The 24,634-nt window shown below is 72.7% G+C and carries 25 protein-coding genes; 8 read left to right on the plus strand and 17 right to left on the minus strand.

Annotation, left to right across the window (positions count from 1 at the left end; all coding sequences use genetic code 11):
• Positions 1-22: 22 nt before the first annotated feature.
• From BJ982_RS37820 to BJ982_RS37840, 4 genes are all read left to right on the plus strand, one after another.
• Positions 23-913: an SIS domain-containing protein gene (locus tag BJ982_RS37820; RefSeq protein WP_203959413.1), complete on the plus strand. Its 891-nt coding sequence runs from the start codon at positions 23-25 to the stop codon at positions 911-913.
• A complete protein-coding gene (nagA, locus tag BJ982_RS37825; RefSeq protein WP_184888150.1) occupies positions 910-2,043 on the plus strand; it encodes an N-acetylglucosamine-6-phosphate deacetylase in 1,134 nt (377 codons plus the stop codon). The genes BJ982_RS37820 and nagA overlap by 4 nt, the downstream gene beginning before the upstream one ends.
• Before the next feature lie 73 nt (positions 2,044-2,116).
• Positions 2,117-3,247, plus strand: coding sequence for a 1-phosphofructokinase family hexose kinase (locus tag BJ982_RS40165; protein ID WP_239123605.1), 1,131 nt, complete (start codon positions 2,117-2,119; stop codon positions 3,245-3,247).
• Positions 3,235-4,059 carry a class II fructose-bisphosphate aldolase gene (locus tag BJ982_RS37840; protein ID WP_184888152.1) on the plus strand — a complete coding sequence of 275 codons (825 nt, stop codon included), beginning with the start codon at positions 3,235-3,237 and terminating at the stop codon, positions 4,057-4,059. The genes BJ982_RS40165 and BJ982_RS37840 overlap by 13 nt, the downstream gene beginning before the upstream one ends.
• A 138-nt stretch (positions 4,060-4,197) precedes the next feature.
• On the opposite strand, the gene BJ982_RS37845 is transcribed toward BJ982_RS37840, so the two are convergent.
• Positions 4,198-5,316 (minus strand): GuaB3 family IMP dehydrogenase-related protein, encoded by a 1,119-nt coding sequence (locus tag BJ982_RS37845; protein WP_184888153.1) that lies wholly within the window; start codon positions 5,314-5,316, stop codon positions 4,198-4,200.
• A gap of 255 nt (positions 5,317-5,571) precedes the next feature.
• The gene (gene guaB, locus BJ982_RS37850) at positions 5,572-7,050 is read right to left on the minus strand and encodes an IMP dehydrogenase (RefSeq protein ID WP_184888154.1); all 1,479 of its coding nucleotides are present in this window, start codon (positions 7,048-7,050) and stop codon (positions 5,572-5,574) included.
• 223 nt (positions 7,051-7,273) lie between these two features.
• Here guaB and BJ982_RS37855 point away from each other — a divergent pair, with 223 nt between their 5' ends.
• Positions 7,274-7,651 carry a DUF5319 domain-containing protein gene (locus BJ982_RS37855; protein WP_184888155.1) on the plus strand — a complete coding sequence of 126 codons (378 nt, stop codon included), beginning with the start codon at positions 7,274-7,276 and terminating at the stop codon, positions 7,649-7,651.
• Here the strand turns inward: BJ982_RS37855 and BJ982_RS37860 are convergent.
• The 4 genes from BJ982_RS37860 to groES form a co-directional block, all read right to left on the minus strand.
• A complete protein-coding gene (locus tag BJ982_RS37860) occupies positions 7,612-7,818 on the minus strand; it encodes a hypothetical protein (RefSeq protein ID WP_184888157.1) in 207 nt (68 codons plus the stop codon). The two genes, BJ982_RS37855 and BJ982_RS37860, sit on opposite strands and share 40 nt — an antisense overlap.
• Positions 7,815-8,441 carry a sigma-70 family RNA polymerase sigma factor gene (locus tag BJ982_RS37865; protein WP_184615551.1) on the minus strand — a complete coding sequence of 209 codons (627 nt, stop codon included), beginning with the start codon at positions 8,439-8,441 and terminating at the stop codon, positions 7,815-7,817. Before BJ982_RS37865 ends, BJ982_RS37860 begins: the two co-directional genes overlap by 4 nt.
• 306 nt (positions 8,442-8,747) lie before the next feature.
• On the minus strand, positions 8,748-10,370 hold the full coding sequence (gene groL / locus BJ982_RS37870) for a chaperonin GroEL (protein WP_184888159.1): 1,623 nt from the start codon (positions 10,368-10,370) through the stop codon (positions 8,748-8,750).
• Between the two features lie 109 nt (positions 10,371-10,479).
• Positions 10,480-10,791, minus strand: coding sequence for a co-chaperone GroES (gene groES, locus BJ982_RS37875; RefSeq protein WP_055482820.1), 312 nt, complete (start codon positions 10,789-10,791; stop codon positions 10,480-10,482).
• Between the two features lie 238 nt (positions 10,792-11,029).
• Between groES and BJ982_RS37880 the strand changes: the two genes are divergently transcribed.
• Together BJ982_RS37880 and BJ982_RS37885 are read left to right on the plus strand one after the other, a co-directional pair.
• Positions 11,030-12,214 carry a class I SAM-dependent methyltransferase gene (locus BJ982_RS37880; RefSeq protein ID WP_184888161.1) on the plus strand — a complete coding sequence of 395 codons (1,185 nt, stop codon included), beginning with the start codon at positions 11,030-11,032 and terminating at the stop codon, positions 12,212-12,214.
• A 216-nt stretch (positions 12,215-12,430) separates the two neighbouring features.
• Complete coding sequence (locus BJ982_RS37885) at positions 12,431-13,912, plus strand: coiled-coil domain-containing protein (protein ID WP_184888163.1); 1,482 nt, start codon at positions 12,431-12,433, stop codon at positions 13,910-13,912.
• Between the two features lie 12 nt (positions 13,913-13,924).
• Here BJ982_RS37885 and tsaD read toward each other — a convergent pair whose 3' ends face one another.
• The 10 genes from tsaD to BJ982_RS37935 form a co-directional block, all read right to left on the minus strand.
• A complete protein-coding gene (gene tsaD, locus BJ982_RS37890) occupies positions 13,925-14,956 on the minus strand; it encodes a tRNA (adenosine(37)-N6)-threonylcarbamoyltransferase complex transferase subunit TsaD (RefSeq protein ID WP_184888165.1) in 1,032 nt (343 codons plus the stop codon).
• A complete protein-coding gene (gene rimI, locus BJ982_RS37895; RefSeq protein WP_184889957.1) occupies positions 14,949-15,401 on the minus strand; it encodes a ribosomal protein S18-alanine N-acetyltransferase in 453 nt (150 codons plus the stop codon). Before rimI ends, tsaD begins: the two co-directional genes overlap by 8 nt.
• A gap of 20 nt (positions 15,402-15,421) precedes the next feature.
• A complete protein-coding gene (gene tsaB, locus BJ982_RS37900) occupies positions 15,422-16,093 on the minus strand; it encodes a tRNA (adenosine(37)-N6)-threonylcarbamoyltransferase complex dimerization subunit type 1 TsaB (RefSeq protein WP_184888167.1) in 672 nt (223 codons plus the stop codon).
• Between the two features lie 75 nt (positions 16,094-16,168).
• Complete coding sequence (locus BJ982_RS37905) at positions 16,169-16,744, minus strand: class F sortase (RefSeq protein ID WP_184888169.1); 576 nt, start codon at positions 16,742-16,744, stop codon at positions 16,169-16,171.
• Between the two features lie 22 nt (positions 16,745-16,766).
• A complete protein-coding gene (locus BJ982_RS37910; RefSeq protein ID WP_184888171.1) occupies positions 16,767-17,366 on the minus strand; it encodes a hypothetical protein in 600 nt (199 codons plus the stop codon).
• A 212-nt stretch (positions 17,367-17,578) separates the two neighbouring features.
• Positions 17,579-18,064 carry a tRNA (adenosine(37)-N6)-threonylcarbamoyltransferase complex ATPase subunit type 1 TsaE gene (gene tsaE / locus BJ982_RS37915; RefSeq protein ID WP_184888173.1) on the minus strand — a complete coding sequence of 162 codons (486 nt, stop codon included), beginning with the start codon at positions 18,062-18,064 and terminating at the stop codon, positions 17,579-17,581.
• Complete coding sequence (locus BJ982_RS37920; protein ID WP_184888175.1) at positions 18,061-19,137, minus strand: alpha/beta fold hydrolase; 1,077 nt, start codon at positions 19,135-19,137, stop codon at positions 18,061-18,063. The genes tsaE and BJ982_RS37920 overlap by 4 nt, the downstream gene beginning before the upstream one ends.
• A 25-nt stretch (positions 19,138-19,162) precedes the next feature.
• Positions 19,163-20,281, minus strand: a complete 1,119-nt coding sequence (gene alr / locus BJ982_RS37925) for an alanine racemase (protein ID WP_203959415.1) — start codon at positions 20,279-20,281, stop codon at positions 19,163-19,165.
• 150 nt (positions 20,282-20,431) lie between these two features.
• Complete coding sequence (locus BJ982_RS37930) at positions 20,432-21,922, minus strand: NAD(P)H-hydrate dehydratase (RefSeq protein WP_184888179.1); 1,491 nt, start codon at positions 21,920-21,922, stop codon at positions 20,432-20,434.
• A 58-nt stretch (positions 21,923-21,980) separates the two neighbouring features.
• Positions 21,981-22,331: a holo-ACP synthase gene (locus tag BJ982_RS37935; protein ID WP_184888181.1), complete on the minus strand. Its 351-nt coding sequence runs from the start codon at positions 22,329-22,331 to the stop codon at positions 21,981-21,983.
• Positions 22,332-22,641: 310 nt separating this feature from the next.
• On the opposite strand from BJ982_RS37935, the gene coaA reads away from it, so the two are divergent.
• Positions 22,642-23,565 carry a type I pantothenate kinase gene (gene coaA / locus BJ982_RS37940; RefSeq protein WP_184888182.1) on the plus strand — a complete coding sequence of 308 codons (924 nt, stop codon included), beginning with the start codon at positions 22,642-22,644 and terminating at the stop codon, positions 23,563-23,565.
• Here the strand turns inward: coaA and BJ982_RS37945 are convergent.
• The gene (locus BJ982_RS37945) at positions 23,562-24,461 is read right to left on the minus strand and encodes an IS5 family transposase (protein ID WP_311772216.1); all 900 of its coding nucleotides are present in this window, start codon (positions 24,459-24,461) and stop codon (positions 23,562-23,564) included. The genes coaA and BJ982_RS37945 overlap by 4 nt on opposite strands.
• Positions 24,462-24,634 lie beyond the last annotated feature (173 nt).

Below are 24,634 nucleotides of genomic sequence, written 5' to 3' on the forward strand. Positions count from 1 at the left end.
GACATAACTGGAGGCTATGAGCATGACGGCGTACACCGAAAGTGAGATCGCCTCACAACCCGCCTGCTGGCGCCGCGCCGTCGAGCTGGCGGCGGCCGCCCCCCTGCCCCGGCCCGGTGAGCGCGTCGCCGTCGTCGGCTGCGGCACCTCCTGGTTCATCGCCCAGTCCTACGCCGCGCTCCGCGAGCGCGCCGGCCACGGCGAGACCGACGCCTTCCCCGCCTCCGAGGCCCCCCTCGGCCTCCCGCACTCGACGCGGCGCTACGACCGCGTGCTCGCGCTCACGCGGTCCGGGACGACGACCGAGGTCCTCGACCTGCTGCGGCGGCTCGACGGCACCCCCGCCACCGCCATCACCGCCGACCCCGCCACCCCCGTCATGGACCTGGCCGGCGACGTCGTCGTCCTGGACTTCGCCGACGAGAGATCCGTCGTCCAGACCCGGTTCGCCACCACCCAGCTCGCGCTGCTGCGCGCCCACCTCGGCGAGGACCTCGCCCCCGCCGTCGCCGACGCCGAGAAGGCGCTCGCAGAACCGCTGCCGTCCGCGCCGGTCGAGGCCGAGCAGATCGCCTTCCTCGGCTCCGGATGGGTGTACGGCCTGGCCCAGGAGGCCGCGCTCAAGATGCGCGAGGCCGCCCGCGCCTGGACCGAGGCCTACCCCGCGATGGAGTACCGCCACGGCCCGATCAGCATCGCCGGACCCGGCCGGGTCACCTGGATGCTCGGCCCCCCACCCGACGGCCTCGCCGGCGACGTACGGCGGGCGGGCGGCGCCTTCTTCCACCGCGACGCCGACCCGATGGCCGAGCTGGTGCTGGCGCAGCGGGTCGCGGTGGCGCGGGCGCACGCCCGCGGACTGGACCCCGACCAGCCGATGCACCTGACCCGATCTGTGATCCTGTCCTCATGAGCATCACACTCGCCGACGCCCGCGTCGTCACCCCCGGCGGCGTGCACGAGGGCTGGATCACCATCGAGGACGGCCGCTTCACCCACATCGGGCACGGGACGGCCCCCAGGGACGGCCTCGGCCTGGGCGGACGGTACGTCGTCCCCGGGTTCGTCGACATCCACAACCACGGCGGGGCGGGAGGCTCGTTCCCCTCCGGGGACCCCGAGGAGGCGCGGCGCATCGCCGCGTTCCACGCCCGGCACGGCACCACGACGATGATCGCCAGCCTCGTCACCGCCGCGCTCCCCGACCTCGCCCGCGCCACCTCCGCGCTCGCCGACCTGTGCGACGACGGCCTGCTGGCCGGCATCCACTTCGAGGGGCCGTACATCGCGAGGTCCCGCTGCGGCGCGCACGACCCCGCGCTGCTGCGCGAGCCCTCCACGGCGGAGCTGTCCGAACTGTTCAAGGCGGGGCGCGGTCACGTGCGCATGCTCACCATCGCCGCCGAACTGCCCGGCGGCATGGACGCGGTGCGCGCGGCGGTCTCCGAAGGGGTGATCGCCGCCCTCGGGCACAGCGACGCCACCTACGAGCAGGCCCTGGAGGCCATCGACGAGGGGTGCACGGTCGCCACCCACCTGTACAACGCGATGCGGCCGCTGCACCACCGCGACCCCGGGCCCATCGCCGCGCTGCTGCAGGACGAGCGCATCACGGTCGAGCTCGTCAACGACGGCGTGCACCTCCACCCGGCGATGGTCCGGCTGGCCCACACGGCCGCAGGGACGAGCCGCACGGCGCTCATCACCGACGCCATGGGCGCGGCCGGCATGGGCGACGGCGTCTACCGCCTCGGCTCCATGGACGTCGAGGTCTCCGGCGGCGCGGCGCGCCTGGTCGAGGGCCGCGCCATCGCGGGCAGCACGCTCACCATGGACGTCGCCCTGCGCCGCACGGTCGAGCAGGTCGGCCTCACCCTCACCGAGGCCTCGATCATGGCCTCCCTCACCCCCGCCCGCGTCCTCGGCCTCGACGACCGCGTCGGCTCCATCACCGTCGGCAAGAACGCCGACCTGGTCGTCCTCAACGACGACCTGACCGTCCACTCCGTCATGCACCAAGGCGCTTGGCTCCCCAGCTCATGACCCCGCCTCCCCCCGCCCGCCCGCGCCTCACTCCCGCGCCCGGCGACCCCGGCGCGGTCCGTGGAGTGCCGGCGTGATCCTGACCGTGACGCCGAACACGGCGCTGGACGTGACGTACACGGTGGACGGGGTGGACTGGGACGGGGTCAACCGTGTCCGGGTCGTGCACCGGCGGGCCGGGGGCAAGGGCGTGAACGTCGCACGCGTGCTGGCGGCCCTCGGCGAGGACGTCGTCGTCGCGGGATTCGGCGGAGGCCTCACCGGCGCGGCCATCGAGGCCGACCTGTCCGCCGCCGCGCTCCCCACCGCACTGACCCGCATACGCGACGAATCCCGCACCACCGTCGCCATCACCACCGCCCCTCAGACGCCCCCTACCACGGCCGGACCACCTTCCCCCGGTCCCGGGGAGGCACCCGCTTCCCTCGGTCCCGGAGAAACGCGTGCGTCACCCCGCCCTGGGGAGGCGCACGGTTCACCCGGTCCGGAACGGTCGCACGCTTCACCCGGTCCCGGGGAGGCGCGCGGATCGCGGGACACGCCCGCTCCGGCGCCGCGAACGGCGCTGTTCAATGAGCCTGGGCCGGAGGTGACGCCAGAGGAGCTTGGTCGATTTATGGCCACTTTTCAGGATTTAGCGGCGCGGGCGGACGCCGTCGTCCTCGCGGGAAGCCTGCCGCGCGGCGTTCCCCTCGACCTCTACGCCACGCTCGCCCAGGGCGCCCGCGACCTCGGCGTCCCGGTGATCGTGGACTGCGACGGCGCCCCGCTGCGGCTCGCCCCCGCGGGACGCCCGTCGATCCTCAAGCCCAACGCCGCAGAACTCGCCGGCGCCCTCTCCCCCGGCTCCCCGCCGTCCGGCGGCGTCGCCGCGGCGCTCGCGGGCGCCGAAGCCCTGCGAAGGGCCGGCGGCGAGGCCGTGGTCGTGTCGATGGGGCAGGACGGCCTCGTCGCCGTCACCGGCGAGGGCTCCTGGCGGGCCCGGATGCCGTACGCGGTGCCGGGCAACCCGACCGGCGCGGGAGACGCCCTGGTCGCCGGGCTCGCCCGCGGCCTCGTCAGACAGACGCCATGGCCGGAGCGGCTGCGCGCGGCCGCCGCGCTCGGCGCCGCCGCCGCGGCGACCCCCGTCGCCGGGGACGTCGACCTGCGGATCTACCGGGCGGTTCGCGATGAGATCGGAGTGGAACCATGCCCCTCGTGAGGACCGGAGACATCATGGCCACGGCGCCCGCGGGCGTCGGCGCCTTCAACGTGATCCAGCTGGAGCACGCCGAGGCGATCGTCTCCGGCGCGGAGGCCGCGGGCGCGCCCGTGGTGCTGCAGATCAGCGAGAACTGCGTCCGCTACCACCAAGCGCTCAAGCCGATCGCCCTCGCCTGCCTGGCCGTCGCGGAGTCCTCGGCCGCGCCCGTCGCCGTCCACCTCGACCACGCGACCGACCGGGCGCTGGTCGAGGAGGCCGTGCGGCTGGGCGTCGGCTCGGTGATGTACGACGCCTCCGCCCTCCCGGACGCGGCGAACGTGGCCGCGACGGCGGAGGTGGCGGCCTGGTGCCACCAGCGCGGCGCGTGGATCGAGGCCGAGCTGGGCGAGATCGGCGGCAAGGACGGCGTGCACGCGCCGGGCGCGCGCACCGACCCCGGGAAGGCCGCGTCCTACGTGGCCGCGACCGGGGTGGACGCCCTCGCGGTGGCGGTCGGCACCTCCCACGCCATGACCTCCAAGGACGCCGTGCTCGACCTGGCGCTGATCGCCGAGCTGCACCGGGCCGTGCCGGTCCCGCTCGTGTTGCACGGCTCCTCGGGCGTCCCCGACGCGTCGCTGCGCGAGGCGGTGCGGCACGGCATGAAGAAGATCAACATCGCGACCCACCTCAACCGCGCGTTCACCGGCGCCGTCCGCGACCACCTGACCGCCGACGCCACGGTGGTCGACTCCCGCAAGTACCTCGCCCGCGCCAGAACCGCCGTGACCCAAGAGGTCACCCACCTCCTGACCCTCCTCACCACCTGACCCAGAACCCCACCACCCCACCCGTCCATTACGGGGTGGATAGGAAGCGGCGGCGGATGAGCCGGGGCGAGGTCGCCTCGATGGGCCTGCGGCTGACCCGGGCACGTCGTGGGGCGTGCCCGGGTGGTGGGAGTGGGGTCAGTGGAGCTGGGGGGCGACGACTACCTCGACGCGCTGGAATTCCTTCAGGTCGGAGTAGCCCGCGGTGGCCATGGTGCGGCGCAGGGCGCCCATGAGGTTCATCGAACCGTCCGCGACGGTGGACGGGCCGTGGAGGATCTCCGCCATCGTGCCGATGGTGCCGACCTCCACCCGCGCGCCGCGCGGCAGCTCGCCGTGGTGGGCCTCCGAGCCCCAGTGGTGCCCGCGCCCCGGCGCCTCGGCCGCCCGGGCGAGCGGCGAGCCGACCATGACGGCGTCCGAGCCGCACGCGATGGCCTTGGCGATGTCGCCGGAGCTGGTCATGCCGCCGTCGGCGATGACGTGGACGTACCGGCCGCCGGACTCGTCGAGGTAGTCGCGGCGGGCGGCGGCGACGTCGCCGATCGCGGTCGCCATCGGGACGGCCACGCCGAGCACGGTGCGGGTGGTGTGCCCGGAGCCGCCGCCGAAGCCCACGAGGACGCCCGCGGCGCCGGTGCGCATCAGGTGCAGGGCGGCGGTGTAGGTGGCGCAGCCGCCGACGATCACGGGCACGTCGAGCTCGTAGATGAACTGCTTGAGGTTCAGCGGCTCGGCCCGGCCGGAGACGTGCTCGGCCGAGACCGTGGTGCCGCGGATGACGAAGATGTCGACCCCGGCGTCGATCACGGCCTTGTGGTGCTGCGCGGTGCGCTGTGGCGACAGGCGGGCGGCGGTGGTGACGCCGGCGGACCTGATCTCTTCGATGCGGCGCCCGATGAGCTCGTCGCTGATCGGCGCGGCGTAGATCTCCTGCAGGCGCTTGGTCGCCGCCTCGCCGCGCATCTCGGCGACCTCGGACAGCAGCGACGCGGGGTCCTCGTAGCGCGTCCAGAGACCTTCGAGGTCGAGCACGGCGAGCCCGCCGAGCCGTCCGATCTCGATGGCGGTCTTCGGCGACACGACGCTGTCCATCGGGCTCACCACGACCGGCAGCTCGAAGCGGTAGGCGTCGATCTGCCAGGAGATCGAGACCTCTTCGGGGTCGCGCGTACGCCGTGAGGGCACGATGCCGATCTCGTCCAGCGCGTAACCCCGGCGCCCGCTCTTGCCGCGCCCGATTTCAACCTGAGTCATGCTGTCGCCGTTCCCGTCTCGGAAAACCCGTTGTGCTTGAGAAGCTTACGAACCCGCCCCAACCCCACCTTTGGCCCCCGCCCTATCGGCCCCGTGGGACCGCCCCGGCTCGGCTCACATCACGAGCAGGCGGCAGGACCACGGCGCCATTGCCGTTGTTCCCGTCGCCGGGCCGGCCACCCGCGAGGGCGCCACCCGACGTCGCGGACAAGCCCGTGGCGCGCGCGGGGTGGCGGGGACGTCGTGGCGAGCGGGTCAGCGGCCGTGGTAGTTCGGGGCTTCTACGGTCATCTGGATGTCGTGGGGGTGGCTCTCCTTGAGGCCGGCGGCGGTGATGGGCATCAGGAGGCCGTTCTCGTGGAGCTCGTCGATCGTGCGGGCGCCGGTGTACCACATGCCCTGGCGCAGGCCGCCGACGAGCTGGTGGGCGACGGCGGCGACCGGGCCGCGGTAGGGGACCTGGCCTTCGATGCCCTCGGGGATGTACTTGTCCTCGCTGGAGACGGCCTCCTGGGAGTAGCGGTCCTTGCTGAAGGACCCGCCGCGCTCGCGGTTGCGCACCGCGCCCAGGGAGCCCATACCCCGGTAGGACTTGAACTGCTTGCCGTTGATGAAGATCAGCTCGCCGGGGGACTCCTCGCAGCCGGCCAGCAGCGAGCCCAGCATCACGGTGTTCGCCCCGGCCGCGAGGGCCTTGACGATGTCGCCCGAGTACTGGAGGCCGCCGTCGCCGATGACGGGCACGCCCGCGGGGCCGCAGGCCAGGGACGCCTCGTGGATCGCGGTGACCTGCGGCGCGCCCACGCCCGCGACGACGCGGGTGGTGCAGATGGAGCCGGGCCCGACCCCGACCTTGACGGCGTCGGCCCCCGCGTCGATCAGCGCCTGCGCGCCCGCCCGCGTGGCGATGTTGCCGCCGATGACGTCCACCCGGCCGTTGGCCTTGATCTTGGCGACCATGTCGCAGACGCCGCGCGAGTGGCCGTGGGCGGTGTCGACGACGATGACGTCGACACCGGCGTCGATCAGGGCCATCGCGCGCTGCTCGGCGTCGCCGGCCACGCCCACGGCGGCCCCGACGACCAGGCGGCCGTCGGCGTCCTTGGTGGCGAGAGGATATTGCTCGCTCTTGGTGAAGTCTTTGACCGTGATGAGGCCGCGCAGCCGCCCGTCGGGGTCGACGAGGGGGAGCTTCTCGACCTTGTTGTGGCGCAGGAGGCGGAACGCCTCGTCGCGCGACACGCCGACCGGGGCCGTGACCAGGGGCATGGGGGTCATGACCTCGCGCACGGGCCGGTCGTGGTCGCTCTCGAAGCGCATGTCGCGGTTGGTCACGATGCCGACGAGGACGCCGTCGTCGTCGGTGACCGGCACCCCCGAGATGCGGTACTTGGCGCACAGGGCCTCGACGTCGGCGAGGGAGTCGTCAGGGGAGCACGTCACGGGGTTGGTGACCATGCCGGCCTCGGAGCGCTTCACGAGATCGACCTGCTGGGCCTGGTCGGCGATGGACAGGTTGCGGTGCAGGACGCCGAGACCCCCTTGGCGCGCCATCGCCACGGCCATGCGGGCCTCGGTCACCGTGTCCATGGCGGCGGACACCAGCGGGATGCGCAAGGTGATCGAGCGGGAGAGCCGGGTGGTGGTGTCGGCCTCTCCCGGTGCCAGGTCGGAATAGGCGGGCACCAAGAGCACGTCGTCGAACGTGAGCCCGGGCTCGGTGAACTTTGCCATCTGCGACCCTCCTGCCATGGCGCTCTTCGAGACGGGGAAAGGCGCCGGCCCCCGCAGTCAGTTTAGTGGCCCGCTGGTGACGGCCTCGGCGTCCTGTGGATAACCTGAGCGCGACCGCATGGTCACCGCTTGCCTACAGGCGCCCCTCATCAGGGTAGGTCGTATCACTGCTACGCCACCACTTGCCCTCATCAGGGTAGGTGGGGGTCATAAGGTGGAAAGCGTGCTGGAAGACGTCCCCCGCGACCCATTCGCGGACGATCCGAACGACCCCGCCGCGGCGATGGGCGAACTCGACGACTCCGAGCCGCTGACCTTGGCCGAGCGGGACGAGGCGCTGACCGACCTCGCCGACGTGGAGGTCTTCCGTTCCCTCCTGGAGCCGCAGGGCGTGCTCGGGCTCGTGCTCGACTGCCCCGAGTGTGGCGAGCAGCACTACTTCGACTGGGACCTGCTGCGCGGCAACCTGCGGCAGATGATCGACCACGGCCGTCCACAGGTGCACGAGCCGGCGTTCGAGCCCGACCCGGCCCACTACGTGAGCTGGGAGTACGCCCGCGGCTACGTGGACGGCGTGATCGACACCGAGGAGAGCCGCTGATCGACGTCCTCGGTGAGGGCGCGGAGCAGGCTCACGACGATGTCGTCCTGCTCGCCGGCCGGCTCCCGGCGCGCGAGCGCGTCGATGATCGCGTCCGTCCCGAGAACCTGGGGGTCGGTCTCGGCCCCACGTTGTCGCAGTGAACGCGCCGGATGGACGGCGGTCAAGCTATCGACTCCATGTCGGCCATCGCCCGAAGCCTTGCCAGCGCCCGATGCTGGGCCACGCGAACCGCACCTGGTGACATACCGAGTACGTTACCCGTCTCTTCGGCGGACAGTCCCGACACGACCCGGAGGATGATCAGCTCGCGCTGGTTCTCGGGAAGGCGTGACAGCAGCTCGCGGGCGTGCGCGGCCTCGATGTACCGCACGACGGTCTCCTCCGGCCCGGGGCCCTGGTCGGGGCCGTCGGGGAGGTCCTGGGTGGGCACGGCCGAGCGCACGGAGCTGCGCAGGGCGTCGGCGACCTTGTGAGAGGCGATGCCGAAGACGAACGAGGCGAAGGGCCGGCCCATGTCCCGGTAGCGCGGCAGGGCGGCGAGCACCGCGATGCACACTTCCTGGGCCACGTCGTCGGCGATGTGGTAATGACCGGAGACCCGGCCCAATCGAGCACGGCAATAGCGCACCACCATCGGGCGCAACTGCCCCAGCAATGATTCGATCGCGGTGCGATCCCCCTGGACGGCAAGGCTCGTCAGATCCCTGAGGTCGGACTCATCCGATCTCGTCGCAAGCCTTACCCCAGTCTTGGCGTCGGCGACGCATCCCTCGGTCACGTTAGGCATGATGCCCGCCACGATCGCGCATGTCGTCATGGTGAACGGATACGGATTGGTCACATTGACGCGACGATAACCCTGCGTAATCGAACGCACACAGTAGCGTTTGCGTATTTCCCCCGCGCCCCGAATTCGAGTGATATTCGCCCGATGTCGCGGCAGCTCGCGGGCCCGCCGACGCCCCGGCGCCGCGATCGGTTTACCGCCGCCTCAAATCGGCCGAAGTGAAAATCGATTCAACCCAAAAAGCACGGCCCGCGTCCCGGGCGGGACGCGGGCCGTGCGCGGCGCGGAAGCCGGCCGGTGGCCGGATCAGTGGCCGTGACCGTGGCCGTGGCCCTGGCCCGCGGCGGCCGGAGCCTCCTCCTCGGGCTTGTCGACCACGAGGGCCTCGGTCGTGAGCAGCATGCCGGCGATGGACGCGGCGTTCTGCACGGCCGAGCGGGTCACCTTGACCGGGTCGATGACGCCCTGGGCGATCAGGTCGCCGTACTCGCCCGTGGCGGCGTTGAGGCCGTGGCCCACCGGCAGGTCGGTGATCTTGGAGGTGACGACGTACCCCTCCTGGCCGGCGTTCTCGGCGATCCAGCGGGCCGGCTCGACGAGCGCCCGGCGGACGATGGAGACGCCGGTGGCCTCGTCGCCCGTCAGGCCGAGGTCGTCGAGGTCCTTGGAGAGGTGCACGAGCGCGGAGCCACCGCCGGAGACGATGCCCTCCTCGATCGCGGCACGGGTCGCCGAGATGGCGTCCTCAAGGCGGTGCTTCTTCTCCTTGAGCTCGACCTCGGTGGCCGCGCCGACGCGCAGGATGCAGATGCCGCCGGAGAGCTTGGCGAGGCGCTCCTGGAGCTTCTCGCGGTCCCAGTCGGAGTCGGTCTGCTCGATCGCGTACTGGATCTCGCGGACGCGGTCGGAGACGGCCTGCGGGTCGCCCGCGCCGTCCACGATCGTGGTGGTGTCCTTGGTGACCACGATGCGGCGGGCGGTGCCGAGCACCTCGGTGCCGACGTTCTCCAGCTTGAGACCCAGCTCCTCGGAGACCACCTGGCCGCCGGTCAGGATCGCGATGTCCTGCAGCATGGCCTTGCGCCGGTCGCCGAAGCCGGGGGCCTTGACGGCGACGGAGGTGAAGGTGCCGCGGATCTTGTTGGTGACCAGGACGGCCAGGGCCTCGCCCTCGACGTCCTCGGCGACCACGAACAGCGGCTTCTTGGTCTGGGCGACCTTCTCCAGCAGCGGCAGGAAGTCGGCGATCGAGGCGATCTTGCTCTGGTGCAGCAGCACGTAGGCGTCTTCGAGGACGGCCTCCATGCGCTCGGGGTCGGTCACCATGTACGGCGACAGGTACCCCTTGTCGAACTGGAGACCCTCGGTGAACTCCAGTTCGAGGCCCATGGTGTTGGACTCCTCGACGGTGATCACGCCGTCCTTGCCCACCTTGTCGAACGCCTCGGCGATGAGCTCGCCGATCTTGGCGTCCTGCGCGGAGATGGTGGCGACGTTCGCGATCTCCTTCTTGTCCTCGACGGGACGGGCCCGCTCAAGGAGGAGGTCGCTGACGGCGCGGGCGGCCAGGTCGATGCCGCGCTTGAGCGACAGCGGGGACGCGCCGGCGGCGACGTTGCGCAGACCCTCGCGCACCATGGCCTGGGCCAGCACGGTGGCGGTGGTGGTGCCGTCACCCGCGATGTCGTTGGTCTTGGTCGCGACTTCCTTGGCGAGCTGGGCGCCGAGGTTCTCGTACGGCTTGTCGAGCTCCACCTCGCGCGCGATGGTGACACCGTCGTTGGTGATGGTGGGGGCACCGAACTTCTTGTCGATGACGACGTTACGGCCGCGCGGCCCGAGGGTCACCTTGACGGCGTCCGCGAGGGCGTTCACGCCACGCTCGAGAGCGCGCCGCGCGTCCTCGTCGAACTCCAGGATCTTGGGCATTTAAGGTCCTCTCAGCGTCAGAGGCCCCGGGGCCTAGGGACAGGCCCCGGGGCGTGACACGCAAAATTCGTAAGGCTCCGGACTGGTGGTCGCTGGCGCGCTCCGGGACTTACTTCTCGATGATCGCGAGAACGTCACGGGCGGAGAGCACGAGGTACTCCTCGCCGCCGTACTTGACCTCGGTGCCGCCGTACTTGCTGTAGAGGACGACGTCCCCTTCCTTGACGTCGAGCGGGATGCGCTTCTCGCCGTCCTCGTCCCAGTTGCCGGGGCCCACCGCGAGGACCTTGCCCTCCTGCGGCTTCTCCTTGGCGGTGTCCGGGATCACCAGACCGGAAGCGGTCGTCTGCTCGGCCTCAAGCGGCTGGACCACGATGCGGTCGCCGAGCGGCTTAACGGGAACCTTGGTGGCGGTCGTCACGTCGGACCTCCCCTTCAGATATTCGATGATTGCTGAAGAGGCGACCAGCGGCCTGCCGTCGCGGGTGTCAGACCTGCCTCGTCGCATTTTCGTCTTGGCACTCTCAATAGGCGAGTGCCAACACTGAACAGTATGCAAGGCCGCCGACTCAGTCAACACGAGGTGTACCAGTGGCGCGTAAGAGGTCTCCGAGGGCGTCGGACCAGGCCGCGCCCGGAGGGCGGTAGCGTCGGGCGGCGTGGATGTCGATGCCTTTCGTGAGCTGCTGACGCCGGACGGGCAGGAGGCGTTGCGGCGGGCCGCGGCGGGGCTGGCTGCCGGCGAGGAGGGCCTGCGGGTCGTGACCGGGCTGCGCAGGTCGTTCGGGCCGGGGCTCAGCGGGGCGGCGCTCACGCAGGCGACGCTGCGGGCGCGCGGGGCCGCCAAGTTCGGCGCGGACGCGGCCGTCATGTACTTCACCGGCGACGGCCTGGAGCAGGCGACCCGCGCCGAGGTGGCCGCGCACCGCGCCCGCCGCTTCGCCGAGGGGGCCGCCGAGGTGACCACGGTGGCGGACGTCTGCTGCGGCATCGGCGGGGACATGATCGCGCTGGCCCGCGAGGGCCGCCGGGTGGACGCGGTGGACGCCGACCCGCTCACGGCCGAGGTCGCGCGGGCGAACGCGGCGGCTCTGGGCCTAGCCGGGCTGGTGACCGTGCGGGTGGGCGAGGCGTCCCTGGTCGAGCCGGAGGGGTACGACGCGCTGTTCGCCGACCCGGCGCGGCGCTCGACCGGCCGGCGGGTCTTCGACCCGATGGCCTATTCGCCGCCCTGGCCGCGGGTCGTCGCCCTCGCGGCGCGGGCGCGCGCGGCCTGCCTGAAGGTCGCGCCCGGCCTCCCGTACGAGCTGATCCCCGAGGACGCCGAGGCCGAGTGGGTGTCCTACCGGGGCGAGGTCAAGGAGGCCGTCCTGTGGACGGGCGCCTTCGCCGCGCGCCCGGGCCGCCGCGCGACCATGCTGCCCTCCGGCGAGACGCTGACCGCCGATCCTTCCCTCGGGCCCGCGCCGCACGGGCCGATCGCCCGGTACCTGTACGAGCCCGACGGCGCGGCCGTGCGCGCCCACCTGGTGGCCGAGGTCGCCGCGCTGCTGGGCGGCCACCTGGTCGACCCGCACATCGCCTACATCACGGCCGGCTCCCCGGCGTCCACTCCGTGGGCCGCGCGGTACGAGGTGCTGGAGGCGCTGCCCTTCTCGCTGAAACGCCTGCGGGCGGCGTTGCGGGAACGCGGGATCGGCACGGTGACGCTGAAGAAACGCGGCTCGGCGATCGATCTGGAGCGCTTGAGGAAGGATCTCCGCCTTTCCGGTGATAAATCGTGCGTCGTGGTGCTCACCCGCATCGGCACGGACCCGTTCGCGTTCATCTGCCGGCCATCCTGACCTGCCCGAACGCGATAATCCCCCCAAACCCACCGCAATCACGAAGTTTTAAAGTCGGCCCCGAAAACGTTCCGCCGAGCCACTACAGTTGGCCAGCGCGGGATTTTGGGCTGATCAATGGCCGACCCGCCTTATTCGCCGCGTATTCGTCCCCGCGACGACTCAGGACCCACCCCACCGCCGTGCGGCGACCGCCCGCGAGTCAAGGAGCTTCCGGTGGATCACTCCAACCACGCCCTCCTCCAGGCGGGCGGCCAGACCGCCATCTCCGACCGGATGCGCGATCTCCTCGCCCGAGCGGCCCAGGACCACGTCTACGAGCAGCGCACGCAAGGCGCGGTCCTCGACGAGATACGCCAGCGCCTCGAAGGCATGGAATGGCTGCTGCGCGAGGTGCGCGAACGCGAACTGGGCGGCCTCAACGGCGCGCTGGAGGGGATGAACGGCCGGCTGGGCGAGCTGGCCACCCGGCCGCCCGCCTGGGCCGAGGGCCTGGCCCAGCACGTGGAGGCCCTGCGCGACCGGGTGGACCTCGTGGGCGACCGGGTGGCGGGGCTCGGCGACCGCGTCGAGGCCGTGGGCGACCGGGTGAAGCCCATCACCGAGCTCTCCGGCCTGTGGACCGACCTCGGCGCCGTACGGGAGGGGGTCGCCGAGGCCCTCAAGCGCCTCCAGGCCGTCCTGGAGAGCGGCCAGGCGCTCCCCGAGCGCATGGCCGAGTTCGCGCGCCGCCTGGAGCACCTGGCGTCCGGCATGGAGGCCGCCGCGGGCCGGTTCACCCGCGTCGACAAGGCCCTGCACGACCTCACCCAGCGCACCGAGCGGCTGGAAGGCGGCGTCCTCGACCTCAGCGAGGGCCTGGACGAGATGCTGCCCTCGGCCGTCGAACGCCTCAACGGCTCGGTCGAGCGGCTCACCGAGAGGCTGGAGGGCATGGCCACCCGGCTGGCCGAGGCCGAGACACGGCTCGGCGACCGTCTCGACGGCCTGGACGGGCGGGTCGCCGGCGTCGAGGGCACTCTGTCCACCGTGTCCACCATCCCGGGCCGGTTCGACGACGTGGACAGCCACCTGGGGGCCGTCCAGGGTCGCCTGGACACCGTGGACGTCCGGCTCCAGAGCCTGCACGACCGGGTCGAGACCGCCGGGGCCGGCCTCGCCGCGCTGGACGGCCTCGACGGGCGGTTCACCGAGGTGGACGACGCCCTGACCGGCCTCGACGGCCGCCTGACCGGCGTCGACCAGCGGCTCACGGGCATCGACGGCGCGCTGTCCCGGCACGACGAGCGGTTCACCGCGATCGGCGCGAGCTTCGAGGACGTCAGCGAGCGGCTCGAAATGGTGGACGACCGCGTGGAGGCCGTCAACCAGCGCGTCGGCCAGCTCCCCGGCCTGCTGGAGGTCGGCGAGGTGCACAAGCGGGTGGGCGAGCTCATCGACGCCCAGGGGGGCGCGCAGGGCAAGCGGTTCGACGAGATCGACCGCCGGCTGTCCGAGACCGTCGCGTCCCTGCCGCCGCTGGCCGAGCTGCTGGAGCTGGTGCGGGCGCGGCCCGACCGCGGCCAGCTCTCCGAGACCGTCGGCGAGGTGATCCAGCCCGCGCACGACGACCTCACCCGCAGGCTGAGCGCCCTGGAGGAGACGATGCTCGCCCTCGCCGAGGCGCTCCTGCGCCCGGCGCGCCCCGTCAAGGACTGACGCCGCCCGGCCTCACACGTGGACGGTGGTGATCGGCAGCGAGGAGTCGGCCGGGATGTCCAGGGCGGAGGGCCCGATGCCCGAGGCCACCAGCTCCGACCCCAGCGCCGCGATCATGGCCCCGTTGTCGGTGCACAGCCCCGGCCTCGGGACGCGCAGCCGCACCCCCGCCGCGTCGCACCGCTCCTGAGCCAGCGCCCGCAGCCGCGAGTTCGCCGCGACGCCGCCGCCGATCAGCAGGTCCTGGACGCCGTACTGCCGGCACGCCTGCAGGGCCTTGCGGGTGAGCACGTCCACCACGGCCTCCTGGAAGGACGCGGCGACGTCCGCCACCGGCACGGACCCGCCCTCGCGCTCCTTGGCCTCGACCCAGCGGGCCACCGCGGTCTTCAGGCCGGAGAACGAGAAGTCCAGCGTGCCGTCGTCGTACTTGCCGCGCGGGAAGGCGACCGCCGTCCCCGACCCCTGCGTGGCGGCCCTGTCGATGTGCGGCCCGCCGGGGAAGGGCAGCCCGAGCACCCGCGCCACCTTGTCGAACGCCTCGCCCGCCGCGTCGTCCACCGTGGAGCCGAGCGAGATCACGTCCTTGGCGACGTCGGGCACCAGCAGCAGCGATGAGTGCCCTCCTGAGACCAGCAGGGCGATGGTGGGCTTGGGCAGCGGCCCGTGCTCCAACTGGTCCACCGCGACGTGCGCGGCGAGGTGGTTGACGCCGTACAGCGGCACGCCGAGCCCCATGGCGTACGCCTTGGCCGCGGCGACGCCGACGAGCAGCGCGCCCGCCAGGCCCGGCCCGGCGGTCACGGCGACGGCGTCGATGTCGGAGAACCGCACCCCCGCCTGCTCCAGGGCGCGCTCGACGGTCGGCGTCATGGCCTCCAGGTGGGCGCGCGAGGCGACCTCGGGCACGACGCCGCCGAACCTGGCGTGCTCCTCGACGCTGGAGGCGATGGCGTTGGCGAGCAACGTGCTGCCGCGGACCAGGCCCACGCCGGTCTCGTCACACGAGGTCTCGATGCCCAGCACCAACGGCTCGTCAGCCATCTCGATCGCCTCCCTGACCGTTCAGCGACCGCATCATCATGATCGCGTCGGTTCCGTCGTCGTAGTAGTCGCGGCGCAGGCCGATGCGCTCGAACCCGAACCTCTCGTACATCGCCTGCGCGGGCGGGTTGTCGGCCCGGACCTCCAGGAACACCGCGGTCGCGCCCCGGCGTACGGCCTCGGCGAGCAGCTCGGAGAGCATGGCGCTGCCGATGCCGGCGCGCTGGCTGGCCGTGCGCACCGCGATGGTCTGCACGTCGGCCTGGTCGCCGGCCGCCGCGAGACCGGCGTACCCGACGATCTCGCCCCCGGCCACGGCCACGATGTAGTGGCGGGTGCGCGGCTGGTCGGCCAGCTCGCCCCGCAGCATGCCCTCGCTCCACGCGTCGAACGGGAACGTCGCGCGTTCGATGGAGAGGACGGCGGGAAGGTCGGCCTCGGTCATCTGCCGGAGCGTGGCCACGCTCACGCCGTCACCTTCTTGGGCGGACCCGGCTCGCGGGCGTCCGGGCGGCGCAGGTAGATCGGGCGGGGCGAGGTGAGCACGGCGTCGCCGTCCACGCCCTGGCCGGCGGCCAGGCGCTCGGCTGCCAGCGCGGCCAGCGCGCCCGCCGACGGGTACTCCGGGGCGCCCGGCGCCAGACGGTGTTCGCCGACGATCGCCGCGTACATGCGCGCGCCCGCCCCGACCAGCGGCGGCCCCGCGGGCAGGTCGCCGGGGTGGTCCACGGCGGGCTCGGTGACGCGGGTGCGCGCGTCGGCGTACTCGGCCCAGAACACCTCTTTGCGCCGCGCGTCCGTGGCCACCACGAACGGCTCGCTCAGCCCCGCGGCGTAGGCGAGGACGTCCAGCGTGCAGACGCCGTACGCCGGGGCGCCGGCCGTGGCGGCCAGGGCCTGGGCGGTCATCAGCCCGACGCGCAGCCCCGTGTACGGCCCGGGACCCGCTCCCGCGACGATCGCGGTGACGTCCCCCAGCGCGGCGCCCGCCTGGCGCAGAACCTCACGGATCGAGGGAACCAGCAGCTCACCATGCCTGCGGGCGTCGATCGTCGTCGACTCGGCGAGAACCCGGTCACCATCGTGCAACGCGGCGGTGACGGCCGGTGTCGCGGTATCAAAGGCCAAGACCAGCACAAACGCCAAGCCTAGTAGGTCTTGCGGGTGCCCATGGCGCTCCCCCGGTTCCCGACGCGTTCCCGGCGGCGGGCGTCACGCCGCGTCGGGGAAGGGGGCGCCGATCAGGCTCGTGTAGATGATGACGTTGTCCAGGTACTCATGGGTCCTGCGGTCGAAGGCGCCGCCGCAGGTGACGAGGCGCAGGCCGTCGTCGGCGTAGACGCGTTCGGCGGGGAAGCGGTCCTTGGGGACCTGTTCGATCGCGTTGACGCGGTACTGGGCGGTCCTGCCGTCGCTGCGCCGGACCTTGACGAGCGCGCCCTTCTTGAGCTCGCGCAGGCGGTAGAAGACGGCGGGGGCCGTCTTGGTGTCCACGTGGCCGATGATCACCGAGGGGCCCGCGTCGCCGGGGACGACGCTCTGGTCGAACCAGCCCGCCGTGGACGGCTTCTCGTACGGCGGCAGCTCGACCTCTCCGTCGCCGGCGAGGCCCAGCTTCATCAGGGGGGCCTTCAGGCCGAGCGAGGGGATGTCGAGCCGCTCGGGGACGGCGGCCTTGACGCGGCGCGGCTCGGACTCGCGCCCGGGGCCACCGGTGATCGCGTAGAGGACGGCGCCGGTGACGACCCCGGCGACCACGATCCTCAGCCACTTGGGGGTGTCGGCCATGGGGGGAGCGCGGGCGGGACGGTCAGCGCGTCCGGGACCTGTGCCGCGCCAGCGCGATGCCGCCGCCGAGCGCCCCGAGCAGCACCACCACGGTCACCGCCGTGGGGATGCCGGACGGCTCGTCCATCGCGCCCGCGGCCGTGCCGCCGCCCCCGGCCCGCGGCGCCCGGGTGGGCACGACGCGGGTTCTGGTGGGGGTGGGCTCGGAGCGCTTGGCGGTGAGGGTGAGCGTGGCCCTGCCGGTGTCGTTGGTGCCGTCGCACTTGACGTCGACCTCGTAGCGGCCGGGCCGGGCGTCCTCGTCGATGAGGGCGAAGCCGTGGACCTCAGGCGAGGGGGCCGTCGTGGTGACCGGGGTGGAGGACACCGCGGGAGTGGACAGCGGCGGCTGGGTCAGCGTGACCACGCCGGTGAAGGAGTTGGACCGTGCCGTCGCCCGGTAGTCGGTGCCGCCCTGCGGCACGGGGCAGAAGGCGCGGACGCGGATCGAGCGCGTCCCCCCGCTCTGCACCTTGCTCGGCACGAGCTGGACGCGGATGTCCTGCCTGCTGAGGGTCGGCGCAGGGGTGGGATCGGCCGTCCCTCCGGTCTGGGCCGAGGCGGTGCACGCGACCCCGCCCAAGAGAACGAACGCACCCGACAACGCGACCCGCCCGACCCTGTGCACCGTCGCACTCCACTTCGCCGTACGATCCGACCCCGCCCGACACGACCACACCTGGGCTTTACCCAACCTGGCATACCCAGAAATGACAGGCCAACCCATTGGAACGATCTTCATTCCGATGATTCACAGGAACTCAGGAGTGCGTCAAGAAAGGCAAGATTACCGGTCTAGATCGGCGAAAGTCGGCTGATCGCCTCGTTCCACCGTGCCCCGACCGCACGCAGTTCGACGACGCGCTCCTCGCCCGCGTCGGCGCGCCGGATCGCGATCTCCAGACGGTCGTCGGCGAGGCCCTCCACCAGGCCCTCGCCCCACTCCACGACGGTCACCGAGTCGTCCAGGGATGCGTCCAGGTCGAGGTCGTCGACCTCCAGCGCGCCGCCGAGGCGGTAGGCGTCCGCGTGGACCAGGGCCGGGCCGCCGGCGAGCGGGGGGTGGACGCGGGCGATCACGAACGTCGGCGAGGTGATCGGCCCGCGCACCTTCAGACCCTCGGCGACGCCCTGGACGAGGGTGGTCTTGCCCGCGCCGAGCGGGCCCGACAGCACCACCAGGTCGCCGGGACCGAACAGGCGCGCGACCTCCTCCCCCAGCGCGCGCATGTCCTCGGTCGTGGCCACGTGTCGGGTCACGTGTCCGGTCGTCTGGTTCATACGGCCTCTCCCATCGCGTCTCCGGCGCCGGCCTCAAGGGCTCGCTCGACCAGCCGGGCGATCGCCCCGGTCACGGTCTCGGGCTCCTCCAGCAGTACCAGATGGGAGGCGCCCTCGATCTCGGTGAGCCGTGCGGTGGGCAGGCTCGCGTGGATGGCCCTGCTGTGCTCGGGAGGAGTGAGCCAGTCCTTGTCGCCGACGATGATCTCGGTGGGCACCTTGTCCAGCACGCCGAGGGCGGACAGCTTGTCGTGGGACATCAGGGCCGGGTAGAAGTCCGCGATGACGTCCGTGGGGGTGGAGCGGATCATCGACTCGGCGAAGTCGACCACCGTGGGGCTGATCTTGGTCGCGTCGCCGAACCCCAGGTAGCGCAGCACCAGGAACGACACGTCGTTGCCCGCCTGCCTGCCCTTGTCGACCAGCGCCGCGCGCCGCCCGAGCAGGGAGACCGCGGGCGCGGCGGCGCGGTGGACGACCTTGGAGAACAGCGCGGGCAGGCCCAGGGTGAGCTCGGCGAGCTTGCCCGCGGAGGTGGAGATCAGCGCCACGCCGCGCACCTTGTCCCCGAACAGCTCGGGGTGCCGTTCGGCCAGCGCCATCACCGTCATGCCGCCCATGGAGTGCCCGACGAGCACGCACGGGCCTGGCACCAGCGTCCTGAGCACCTCGGCCAGGTCGGCGCCGAGCCGGTCGATCGTGCAGTCCTCGGCGGGGGTGCGGGTGGAGCGGCCGTGGCAGCGCTGGTCCCAGAACACCAGCCGGTGGGTGTCGCGCAGGTCGCGCCGCTGGTAGTGCCAGGAGTCGAGGTTGAGGGTGTAGCCGTGGCAGAAGACGATCGTCAGCGGGGCGTCCTCGGGGCCGTCGACCTCGGCGTACAGCTCGACGCCGTCGGAGGTCCGCACGGTGGCGGGCCGCCCGCGCAGCTCGCCGAAGGGCTCGCTCGCCTCAAGGTCCGCCCGCAGGCGGATGCGGCCCACGGCGTACCTCTTGGCCAGGGCGGCCGCCGCCACGCCCGCCGACGCGGCGCCGACGACCGCCCCGGCGATGCCGACCCTGCGGCGTGTGGGCATCCGTACCTCCTTCTAACGGTGCCTTTCAACGGTGAACGCGCGGCACGCGCGCACCGATCCTCGTCACGATCTCATGAGTGATCGTGCCGAGGGAATCGGCCCATTCCTGTGCGGTGGGCTCCCCGTGGGCGCCCGGCCCGAACAGGACGACCTCGTCCCCCTCGGTGATCGGGTCGTCCCCTACGTCGATCATGAACTGGTCCATGCAGACCCGGCCCGCGACCCTGCGACGGCGGCCGGCGGCGAGGACCTCCGCGCGGTTGGTGGCGCCGCGCAGCACGCCGTCGGCGTACCCGAGCGGCACCAGGGCCATGGTGGTCTCGTGATCGGTCGTGTAGAGGTGCCCGTAGGAGACGCCGGTGCCGGCGGGCACGCGCTTGGCCATGGCGACGCGGGCGGTGAGCGTCATCGCGGGGCGCAGGCCGAAGTCGCCGAGCTCGGGGATCGGGCTCAGCCCGTACACGGCGATGCCCGGCCGCACCATGTCGTAGTGGGCGCCGGGCAGCGAGACCGTCGCGGCGGAGTTGGCGATGTGGCGCAGGACGTGCGAGCCGGTGACCCCGGCCTTGTCGGCGACGGCCAGGGCCTCGTCGAACTCGGTGAGCTGGCGGGCGATCGAAGGGTGGCCCGGGATGTCGGCGCAGGCGAAGTGCGACCACAGCCCGGCGATCTCGACGGTGCCCTCGGCCTGGGCGGCCAGCGCCCGGTCCAGCAGCTCGGGCCACGCGCGGGCGGTGGCGCCGCCGCGGGTGATGCCGGTGTCGGCCTTGAGGTGGAGCCGCGCGGTGCGGCCGGTCCTGCGGGCGGCGGCGACGATCGCGTCCACCAGCCAGACGGCTCCCGAGGACAGCTCGACGTCCGCCGTCAGCGCCTCGTCCAGCGGCTCGTCCGGGGTGAGGATCCAGGACAGGACGGGCGCGGTGACCCCGGCGGCGCGCAGCTCCAGGGCCTCGCGGACGTAGGCCGTGCCGAGGCGCGTGGCGCCGCCTTCGAGCGCGGCGCGGGCGCAGGGCACAAGGCCGTGGCCGTAGGCGTCGGCCTTGACGGCCACCATCATCTCGGCGGCGCGGGAGTGTTCGCGCAGCACGGACACGTTGTGCCTGATCGCCGACAGGTCGACCCGGGCCTCGGCGGGCGTGGCCACGCGGCCGTGGACATCGGGAATAGGGAAGCTCACCCTCTCAGTCTCGCAGTATCGCGCCCGTGCGGGGCAGGTTCGTCCCACGGCCCCCGCGGGCCGGGACATGTGCCCTGTCCTGCACGAACAGTGCCCTACCCCTGACGGGTAAACCTGTCAGCCGGCCGTGAGGGAGCGGAGCGCCGCGGGGAGCTCCAGTGCGACGTCGAGCGCCGCGATGGGCGCCTCGCCCTCGCCCGGGCCGCCGGCCGCCATGCGGGCGGCGAGGCCGTGGACGTGGGCCGCGCACGAGGCGGCCTCGTAGCAGGTCATGCCCGCCGCGAGGAAGGCTCCCGCGATGCCGGCGAGCACGTCGCCCGTGCCGCCGGTGGCCAGCCAGGGGGTGCCCGTGAGGTTCACGCGGACCGGCCTGCCGTCCTCGGCGACCAGCGTAGTCGACCCCTTGACCAGCACGGTCACGCCCAGTTCCTCGGCGGCCCGCCGCGCGTGACGCAGCCGGGCGGCCTCGATCTCGCCGGAAGGGACGCCGAGCAGGCGGCCGAGCTCGCCGGTGTGCGGGGTGAGCAGCGTGGGGGCCTCACGGCGCAGCAGGGAGCGGTCCTGGGAGACGAGGGTGAGGCCGTCGGCGTCCACGAGCACGGGCACGTCGCTGGCGAGCACGGACCTGGCGAGCGCGTGGGCGTCCTCATCGGTGCCCATGCCGGGGCCGAGCACCCACGCCTGCACCCGCCCCACCTCGCCGACGCCCTCCCCCGGCGCGAGGACCTTGGTCACGGCCTCGGGCCAGCGGGCCCGGACCCGCGCGACGGGCTCGGCGGAGCTCGCGAAGCGCACCAGCCCCGCCCCCGCGCGCACGGCCCCGCCCACGGCCAGCACGGCGGCGCCGGTGAAGCGGTCGCTGCCCGCGACGACGCCGACCACACCCCTGCGGTACTTGTCGGACTCCGGGCCCGGCCGCGGAAGGCGGGCGGCGACGTCGGCGCCGGTGAGCGCGACCACGCCCGGCTCGGGCAGCCAGGGGCGAAGGCCGATGTCGAAGGGGGTGAGCGCGCCCACGTGGGCCGCCCCCGGGTCGATCAGCAGACCGGCCTTGACCGCTCCGAAGGTCACCGTGACGCCGGCGCGCACGGCCTCGCCCGCGACCTCGCCGGTGCTCGCGTCCACGCCGCTCGGCACGTCCACCGCGACGACGACGCCCTCGGCCCGCCGGCACAGCCGGGCCAGCGTCGCGTACGGCTCGCGCAGCGGCCCGGCGCCGCCGATGCCCGCCAGGCCGTCCATGACCAGGTCGGCCCGGACGATCAGGTCCTCCAGCAGGACGGCGTCCCCGGATCGGGCCTCGACGACGCGTCCGCCCGCGCGGCGCATCTCGCCGAGCCCGCCCTCGTGCGCCGTGCGCCCGGCGAGGATCGCGTGGACCCGCGCCCCCCTGCGCGCCAGCGCCGCCCCCGCGTACAGGGCGTCGCCGCCGTTGTCGCCGCCGCCCGCCAGCACGACGACGCGCCCGCCGTACACGCGGGGAAGCAGGCCGGCGCACGTGGCCGCGAGGCCGGTGGCGGCCCGCCGCATGAGCGTGCCCTCGGGAAGGCGTGCCATGAGTTCCCGCTCGGCGGCCCTGATCTCGTCGGAGGTGTACGCGCTCAGCATTCCACCGAATCTAGCTTTCCCCGATCACCCGGGTGAACGCCACCCGCCGGGGCGCGGGTCACCCTTCGGCGACCACGTACGCGATCGCGAACCCGCCGTCGTGGCTGAGCGAGACGTGCCACCACCGCACGCCGAGTTCGCGCGCCAGTTCGTCGACCCGGCCCCTGAGCCTGAGGATGGGACGCCCGAGGGCCGCCGTGGTGATCTCGGCGTCCTTGTGCGCCAGGCCGGGCGGCGCGCCGAGCGCCTTGGCCGCGGCCTCCTTGGCGGCGAAGCGCGCGGCCAGCGAGGCGATGGGCAGCCCCATCTCGACCTCGGTGAACAGACGCTCGCGGAGCTTAGGGGTACGTTCCAACGCGGCGTCGAGGCGGGCGATCTCGACGATGTCCACGCCGATGCCGACGATCACGTCTCGGCCCTCCGCGGCCGGCGCCCGCGACGGGCGCGCGACGGGATCGGCTCGCGGTGCGGGGCCCGCGCGTCAACGGGTGTGCCAACGCTCCGGCGCGCCGGGGCGGCAGGTGGCGGCCAGTGCGTCACGGCACAATCTTGCCGCACCGCGGCGGCCGTGGTCTCCTCGCAGTGCCCCCCGGTATCACTCCACTTCACCCCCTAGACACCTGGTCACGGGATTGTCACGGCCACCCCACGCCCAGGGGAACGCCGCGTCCGGGGGTGCCCCGGGGCCGTCCGCGGGGCGCTCAGTAGAGTTTGCGGCCATGGAGGCACCTAGTCCGTACGTCGAGCTCAGCCGCGAGGAATGGCGGGAGCTGCGCAGGAACACGCCTCTCACGCTGACGGCCGGGGAACTGGAAGAGCTGCGCGGCGTGGACGACCCGATCGACCTGACCGAGGTCACCGACATCTACCTTCCGCTGACCCGGCTGCTGAACCTGCACTTCACCGGCGCCCGGCAGCGCAGCGCGGCGGTCAACACCTTCCTCGGCGACGACCAGGCCCCGCCGCCGTACATCCTCGGCATCGCGGGCAGCGTCGCGGTGGGCAAGTCGACGACCGCGCGGCTGCTGCACACGCTGCTGGCCCGCTGGCCCGAGCACTCCCGGGTGGACCTGATCACCACCGACTCCTTCCTGTACCCCAACAAGGTGCTGGAGGACCGGGGCATCTCCCACCGCAAGGGCTTCCCGGAGAGCTACGACCGCAGGGCGCTGGTCCGCTTCGTCGCCGAGGTCAAGGCCGGGGTCCCCGAGGTCCACGCCCCGATCTACAGCCACCTGGAGTACGACATCGTGCCCGGGGCCGTGCAGACGGTGCGCAGACCGGACATCCTCCTCGTCGAGGGGCTGAACGTCCTGCAGCCCGCTCCCCCGGCGGCACTGGCCGTCAACGACTACTTCGACTTCTCCATCTACGTGGATGCCAAGGTCGAGGACATCCGCACCTGGTACGTCGACCGGTTCCACAAGCTGCGGCGCACCGCCTTCGCCGACCCGAAGTCCTACTTCTCCTACATCGCCGAGCTGTCGGACGAGGAGGCGACCCGCTTCGCCCGCGACGTCTGGCGAGACGTCAACGAGCTCAACCTGGTCGAGAACATCGCCCCCACGCGCGGGCGGGCCGGGCTCGTCCTGCACAAGGGCGGCGACCACGCCGTGCGCAGGGTCCGCCTGCGCCGCACCTAGGGCGTGTTTCGAAGACAGGTGAGCCAGTCGTTGATGGCGGCGATGTGGGCGGTGGCCTCGTAGCGGACGGCGAGTTTGTCGTACCTGGTTGCGATGGCACGGTTGCGTTTGAGCAGGTTGATGCCGCATTCCACGGCGTGGCGGGCGCGGTAGAGCGCCGGGTCGAACTGTGGAGGACGGCCGCCGCGGCTGCCGCGCCGCAGCCGGGCGGCGATCCGGTCGGCAGGCTCAGGGATGACGCACCCGATCCGGCGCCGGCGCAAGTGAGCACGGATCGCCCGCGATGAGTACGCCTTGTCGGCCAGCACCACATCGGGCCGGGTACGAGGCCGCCCCGGTCCCGGCCGGGACACGCCGATCCCGGCCATGACCGCGTCGAACTGCGGTGCATCCCCGCGTTGCCCGGCCGTCACCACCAGCGACAGCAACCTTCGGCCCCGCTCACACGCCAGGTGCAGCTTGGTCGACAACCCGCCCCGCGAGCGCCCCAGAGCGTGATCGGCCGGCTCGGTCCGCACCCCGCCAGGCGGTTCGGCCTGCAACGTCGCATCCTTGCGAGCACCGGCCGCGTGCTGGTGCGCACGCACGATCGTGGAGTCCACCCCGACCTGCCAGCCGATCAGCTGTGCGGCATCGGCCATCGCCTGCAGGCCGGTCACGATGCCGTACCAGGCGCCGGAACGCTGCCAGCGGCGAAACAACCCGTACACCGCCTGCCAGGAGCCGTAACACTCCGGCACATCCCGCCAGGGCGCTCCCACCCGTGCCCGCCAGCGGATCCCATCGATGAGCTGCCGCTTGCTCCACTTCGACGGCCGTCCTGATCTCCTTGGCGCGGGCAGCAGCGGCTCCAGGCGTGCCCATTGCGCATCGGTCAGGTCAAACCGCCTCGTCACCGCTAAGGTGGCCACGAGGTCTCCGGTGTGAAGGTTCTTCTTGGTCGATCAACCTTCTATCGGAGACCTCACTGCATGTCCGGACATGACACGCCGTCACACAGCGGACTTCGAAACAGGCCCTAGGCCCCGCACCCGGCCGCCGCGGCGGTGGACGCCCGGTCGTAGGCTTT

Origin of the sequence: Sphaerisporangium siamense (assembly GCF_014205275.1) — a bacterium.
In the GTDB taxonomy this organism is placed as follows: Bacteria; Actinomycetota; Actinomycetes; order Streptosporangiales; family Streptosporangiaceae; genus Sphaerisporangium; species Sphaerisporangium siamense.

What these genes read in the sequence shown, in the direction of transcription:
- BJ982_RS37820 (WP_203959413.1), top strand. Translation starts at nt 23, where the DNA reads ATGACGGCGTACACCGAAAGTGAGATCGCCTCACAACCCGCCTGCTGG.
- nagA (WP_184888150.1), top strand. Translation starts at nt 910, where the DNA reads ATGAGCATCACACTCGCCGACGCCCGCGTCGTCACCCCCGGCGGCGTG.
- BJ982_RS37840 (WP_184888152.1), top strand. Translation starts at nt 3,235, where the DNA reads ATGCCCCTCGTGAGGACCGGAGACATCATGGCCACGGCGCCCGCGGGC.
- BJ982_RS37845 (WP_184888153.1), bottom strand. Translation starts at nt 5,316, where the DNA reads ATGACTCAGGTTGAAATCGGGCGCGGCAAGAGCGGGCGCCGGGGTTAC.
- guaB (WP_184888154.1), bottom strand. Translation starts at nt 7,050, where the DNA reads ATGGCAAAGTTCACCGAGCCCGGGCTCACGTTCGACGACGTGCTCTTG.
- BJ982_RS37865 (WP_184615551.1), bottom strand. Translation starts at nt 8,441, where the DNA reads ATGCCTAACGTGACCGAGGGATGCGTCGCCGACGCCAAGACTGGGGTA.
- groL (WP_184888159.1), bottom strand. Translation starts at nt 10,370, where the DNA reads ATGCCCAAGATCCTGGAGTTCGACGAGGACGCGCGGCGCGCTCTCGAG.
- tsaD (WP_184888165.1), bottom strand. Translation starts at nt 14,956, where the DNA reads ATGGCTGACGAGCCGTTGGTGCTGGGCATCGAGACCTCGTGTGACGAG.
- rimI (WP_184889957.1), bottom strand. Translation starts at nt 15,401, where the DNA reads ATGACCGAGGCCGACCTTCCCGCCGTCCTCTCCATCGAACGCGCGACG.
- BJ982_RS37905 (WP_184888169.1), bottom strand. Translation starts at nt 16,744, where the DNA reads ATGGCCGACACCCCCAAGTGGCTGAGGATCGTGGTCGCCGGGGTCGTC.
- tsaE (WP_184888173.1), bottom strand. Translation starts at nt 18,064, where the DNA reads ATGAACCAGACGACCGGACACGTGACCCGACACGTGGCCACGACCGAG.
- BJ982_RS37920 (WP_184888175.1), bottom strand. Translation starts at nt 19,137, where the DNA reads ATGCCCACACGCCGCAGGGTCGGCATCGCCGGGGCGGTCGTCGGCGCC.
- BJ982_RS37930 (WP_184888179.1), bottom strand. Translation starts at nt 21,922, where the DNA reads ATGCTGAGCGCGTACACCTCCGACGAGATCAGGGCCGCCGAGCGGGAA.
- coaA (WP_184888182.1), top strand. Translation starts at nt 22,642, where the DNA reads ATGGAGGCACCTAGTCCGTACGTCGAGCTCAGCCGCGAGGAATGGCGG.